5 protein-coding genes are annotated in these 4,812 nt (G+C 36.4%); 3 read left to right on the top strand and 2 right to left on the bottom strand.

The annotated features are described in order from the left end of the window. Nucleotides 1-54: 54 nt before the first annotated feature. Complete coding sequence (locus tag L652_RS0101410; protein WP_024594970.1) at nucleotides 55-1,686, top strand: sensor domain-containing diguanylate cyclase; 1,632 nt, start codon at nucleotides 55-57, stop codon at nucleotides 1,684-1,686. Between the two features lie 31 nt (nucleotides 1,687-1,717). Here L652_RS0101410 and L652_RS0101405 read toward each other — a convergent pair whose 3' ends face one another. After that, nucleotides 1,718-2,140, bottom strand: a complete 423-nt coding sequence (locus L652_RS0101405; RefSeq protein WP_024594971.1) for a hypothetical protein — start codon at nucleotides 2,138-2,140, stop codon at nucleotides 1,718-1,720. A gap of 263 nt (nucleotides 2,141-2,403) precedes the next feature. Here L652_RS0101405 and L652_RS0101400 point away from each other — a divergent pair, with 263 nt between their 5' ends. Then, nucleotides 2,404-3,105, top strand: coding sequence for a metal-dependent hydrolase (locus L652_RS0101400; protein ID WP_024603213.1), 702 nt, complete (start codon nucleotides 2,404-2,406; stop codon nucleotides 3,103-3,105). Between the two features lie 348 nt (nucleotides 3,106-3,453). Then, nucleotides 3,454-4,056, top strand: a complete 603-nt coding sequence (locus L652_RS0101395; RefSeq protein ID WP_024594624.1) for a hypothetical protein — start codon at nucleotides 3,454-3,456, stop codon at nucleotides 4,054-4,056. Nucleotides 4,057-4,357: 301 nt separating this feature from the next. Here L652_RS0101395 and L652_RS0101390 read toward each other — a convergent pair whose 3' ends face one another. After that, on the bottom strand, nucleotides 4,358-4,732 hold the full coding sequence (locus L652_RS0101390) for a hypothetical protein (RefSeq protein WP_024594623.1): 375 nt from the start codon (nucleotides 4,730-4,732) through the stop codon (nucleotides 4,358-4,360). Nucleotides 4,733-4,812 lie beyond the last annotated feature (80 nt).

Genomic DNA, 4,812 nt, shown 5'->3' with positions numbered 1-4,812 from the left:
TTGGCTACATTCCGCTATCGCAAGTTACAGATGCAGTAAAAGTGGTATACACATTTGATTAAAATTATTAGCCAAAAACTCTACATACGCGTCGCTATATCAATTGCGTTAGTTGCTATTGTTGTGTCTTTAGTCTCATCTATGCTCTCTTATTACTCAGGCTTTAAAGAGAAAAAAAATACAAATTACCTACTTGTTCAACAGTTAGCGCAAACAATGGAAAAAACAGCCGCTATTGCCGCTTACTTAAATGACAAAGAATTAAGCCAAGAAATTATTAACGGCCTACTCAGTAACGACTTAGTGCAAGGTGCAAGCCTAGAAGGAGAAGTAAACCCTAAAGGAGAGATAGATTTATTTATAGCAAAAGGCTCTACTAACAAAAAAAATGAAGCTGTTTTAATTAAATTAGTTCACCCCTTTATAGAAGACACTTTTATAGGTGTACTTGCCATATACCCTGACGATAACTTTATTGAACAACAAGCACAGTCAGCGCTTATAAAAGAATTTATCTTAATGCTGATTCAATCCATTGTTATCGCATTTTTTGTATCGCTGGTAGTTCAGCGCTGGCTTACACAACCAATTCAAAACCTAACCGACAGCTTTGCTAAAATAAATCCAAGCGAGCCAGAAACCCTTAAAATGCTAACCTTCAAGCAAGGCAAGCGGGACGAAATAAGCCGTTTAACCCAAGGTATAAATGCCTTAATGCACGAGCTACATTTAACTATTAGTAATGAGCAAACACTGCGTAAAAAAACTCAAGAGCTAGAAGCTAAATTTAGACTTATTTTTGAACAAGCCAGCGCAGGTATTTGTTTACTAGATGACAAAAACATTATCACCACCTTTAACCCTGCATTTAAGCATTACTTTACCGTACCCGGCGAAGAAGAATTACCAACCTTGCATTTTCCTGAGTTACTTAGCAATGTAGACGAATTACAAAGCCTACTGGCAGATATTCGCTCTGCTAAAAACCCACCACAAACCACCTTAGATGTAGAGTGTAAAGTTGGCTATAAAACGGTATGGTTTCATTGTTTATTTGTAAGGTTAACAGACCAAAGAGATACCAAACGAAACCCCAAACAAGAGCAGCTAGTAGAAGTAATTTTACACGATGTGACCGAGCGCGCAGAACGCGAACAGCAAACCCGCTTTGAAGCCGATCACGACCCACTCACTGGCTTATTAAACCGACGCGCCGGTGAAAAACGCCTTAAAAAAGCACTACGTGAATGTATTAAACATAATGAACATTTAGTGCTTATGATGATTGATTTAGATAACTTTAAACCCATTAACGACACCTACGGACACGAAGCTGGTGACAAAGTGCTAATTGAAATAGCGCACAGATTTAAAACACTTTTTCACGAAAAAAACGACATGTGTATCCGCCTAGGTGGTGACGAATTTATTGTTGCGCAGCAAATTAAAACCTACGATAAAACGGCAACACAACAAAAAGCAATCACCTTACTAAATGAGCTACAACAGCAGGTTAGTATTTCAAACACAAAAACATGCGCAGTAGGTGCAAGCATAGGAATTGCAATAGCCCCATATGATGGTAATGAACTACATCAATTAATGCACAACGGTGATAAAACTCTTTATCACGTAAAAGAAACAGGCCGAGGGAAAGTTGCCTTTTATGACGATATAAAAAATTAGATGGCGTGAATTAGTAACTACATAGTAAATGCTATAATGTTTTTATGGCTTTCAAATAGTCTTTATTATAAAAATAAGCCGCTAACCCAAAATAAGAAATAGCACCTAAATAAGCAATTGGAAAGTGTGAATATACACTGAGGTAAATAAGCAATAATATAAAAAACAGACTAATGCTAAAGCAAACCACTGCCAAAAGCCTGCCTAACCAACATATAGATTGGGCTGCAATATTTAAAACAAACAAGGTAATAGCACCAAGTATTACATACACTAAAGTGTTTAAATCTTCCCCATGCGCTAAACCATCTTCGGTATAGTACATCATGTAATGAGCAAGCGGAGTCAGTGCTAATAAAGCCCAGAAACCATAACTGCTCCAAGTTGATGAGACAAAATAGTTACTACCAATGTCAGGCGCAGGAAACGATGCTTTATATCTATTTTGGTTCATGTGGATTCCAGTTAAGCCGTTTTATATAAGTTGATAGCTAGGCTTTTATTTAAAACACAAAAGGCCAATAGACAATAAAAACTGTCCGTATTATTGATTTTTATAAAAAAATTACAACTTGATTGCTCTACTAACCACAAAACAGAATAACAATTGTACTATTAGTAATTAATCAAAGTAATAAAAAATCTAATTAAAAAGAATATTGAACAATAAACTTTTCAATTGATAGAATGCCCTACTTTTTCCCATAAAGAGATACAATGGCAAACTTCAATACTCATCTTAATACTGCCGTAATCATCACAGGCTTAGCCTCAGCCACCTTACTATCTGCAAGCCATATTGATTTAAAGGGCGCACTCTGGCTTTGGTTTTTAGGCTCAATTGGCGGCTTATTGCCCGACATAGATTCAGATAACTCAACATCACTCGATACTATTTTTAACTTATTCGCACTCAGCGCTGTATTACTGGTACTGCATTACATAACCACCGAGCTCATTATTGAAATTAGCTTTATCGAGTTAATCGTAGTGCCGTTATTGGTTTACGGATTTATGAAATACATTATTAGACCCATTTTTGAATGGATCACAGTACACAGAGGTAGTTGCCACTCTTTACTATTTATACTGTTATGCGCGCTATTAACAACTCAATTAACATGGAAACTGAATGACCAATCAACCACACAAGCAGCCGTCTTTGCCTGGTTAACGGGTGGGTTTATTTTACTCGGCGGATTAATTCATTTATTGCTGGATGAAATTTACAGTGTAGATTTAAGTAATGTCACAATTAAACGCTCTTTCGGAACCGCTTTAAAAATAGCTGACTTCGATAATAAACTAATTACGCTAGCTTCAATTATTGCCATTGCAGGTTTAATCTATGTTGCCCCTCCCACAGAACAAACTATTACAGCGTTAAGTGACTGGTCTCATTTTACGTTTTTATCTTAACGCCGTAAGTATTAAGCCGTTTAACCACATACTCAAAATTAATGCCCTCTTGATAATTAAGATAGTTAAACATTGATTTACTAAGAGGGTATGAGGCGCTGCGCTTTTAGAGGGCATAAATGGCTTGAACCTAAACGATTTCCCAATTTAAGTTTTGAATAAAACCAAAATTTGAGCCTATTTGTAATTAATTATTATTTTTATAGGTTTAAGTGAAATAATTAAATAGCTTTACCTGTCTTATAGGCTAAGTGTAAAAGCTAATTAGCTAAAAAGCTCCCTGTTTGACGTATTCAAACCTGTCGAATCTTTTTAAAGCATTAAATATAAAATTATAAGAGGTAAATAATGGAATTTACGAATAAACGCACCACTCTAATTACGGCATCTTTATTGTTGGTATTGGCGTTAACACAGGCTGTTTTTACTGCCCTTTACAGTGCAGAAATTAGTTTTTCAAGGCAGTATGCATGGGGACTAGAAGCCGTAGTTTTCACTCTACTTGTTGCCTTAGCGGGTTCTGCTATGGTGCAAGCACAAAACGCTCAGCTAGGATGGTCGGCTATAACATTTAGCGCAATTCTTAACATAGTACAGGTAAGCATTGGCCTTACTTTGTTTTCAACATTTGGAAAAGTAGCGGGTGCCGTAGAAGGCGCACAACCTTTAATTGGTGGCGTGGTTTCTTTGTCATTCATGATTTACTACGCAGCTAAATTATTATTGGGATTAGCAGCACTTGTTTTTGGCCTGTCTTTTATCGCTAAAGGTGGCAAAGCAATTGGCGGGCTTACTGCCTTAGCAGGCGGAGTTGCAATGCTTGCCAATGCTATATTAATCATCTTTGGCCGTGATGGATTCCTTCCATCAGCTGTTGCTGGCGCTTCAGGCATGATTGCAACGTTAATATTAGCAATATGTTTGATTAGTCTTAACCGTAAAGCAGACTAAGGTTTAATAGCTTACTAGTAATGTGCTTATTTAAATAAGTTATAAACATCGGCGTGTATTAGAGATCTAATTCGCCGATGTTTTACGTTTAAAGTGACGCCCACTTTCAACTTAAAGCGTTCGACTACAGCTTCCCAAGTTAATGCCCTCTTCGTAATCTAAAGGCTAATTCACAAAGAGGATATGAGGCGCTTCGCTTTTAGAGGACAAAATAGCTTAAAACAAAAAGTTTTGCTAATTTAAGTTTTGGTGATTGGAGCCAATAGCTGACTTTATTAGCTAAAAACCCCATCAGCATGTGTTAATCAAAAAAACCGAGTGAGTTTAGTAGTGCGAAAAAAGCCCCGAATAAACCTGAAAGAGTCAATGACCAATAGAAGATACAACCAAGTACCCTATCGAATATTGTTGTATTTTCGTATAAAGCAGAAGAGTTTGCATACATAAATGCAAACTTACTCTTTTCAACCTTGAGCATCCATTTCCTTGGTAGTGAGAATACTTTAGCAACATTTATGATATCCCAGCCACTTATATACTCCATACCAAGAAGCTCTTTGGTATTTGGATTTTTCCTTAATTTGCGTACAGTAACTTGCCCAAAAAAAACATATAAAACTGCACTAAGAAGGCAACCAACTAGAAAAATAACAAATAAGATTTTTTCAATATCCATTAAGAGTCAAACCACTTCATAATTTCGTCGTATAAACTACCGCTATTTTTCTTCGTATAATCATTAATTTCTATTGAGGC

The organism is Pseudoalteromonas sp. TB25, from assembly GCF_000497995.1.
Lineage (GTDB): Bacteria > Pseudomonadota > Gammaproteobacteria > Enterobacterales > Alteromonadaceae > Pseudoalteromonas > Pseudoalteromonas distincta.
Note: the sequence above shows the minus strand (reverse complement) of the source record. Positions and strands in the feature narration are given on the sequence as shown.

Excerpts from the sequence above, each read along its gene's own strand:
- L652_RS0101390 (WP_024594623.1), bottom strand. The coding sequence starts at position 4,732 with ATGGATATTGAAAAAATCTTATTTGTTATTTTTCTAGTTGGTTGCCTT.
- L652_RS0101400 (WP_024603213.1), top strand. The coding sequence starts at position 2,404 with ATGGCAAACTTCAATACTCATCTTAATACTGCCGTAATCATCACAGGC.
- L652_RS0101395 (WP_024594624.1), top strand. The coding sequence starts at position 3,454 with ATGGAATTTACGAATAAACGCACCACTCTAATTACGGCATCTTTATTG.
- L652_RS0101405 (WP_024594971.1), bottom strand. The coding sequence starts at position 2,140 with ATGAACCAAAATAGATATAAAGCATCGTTTCCTGCGCCTGACATTGGT.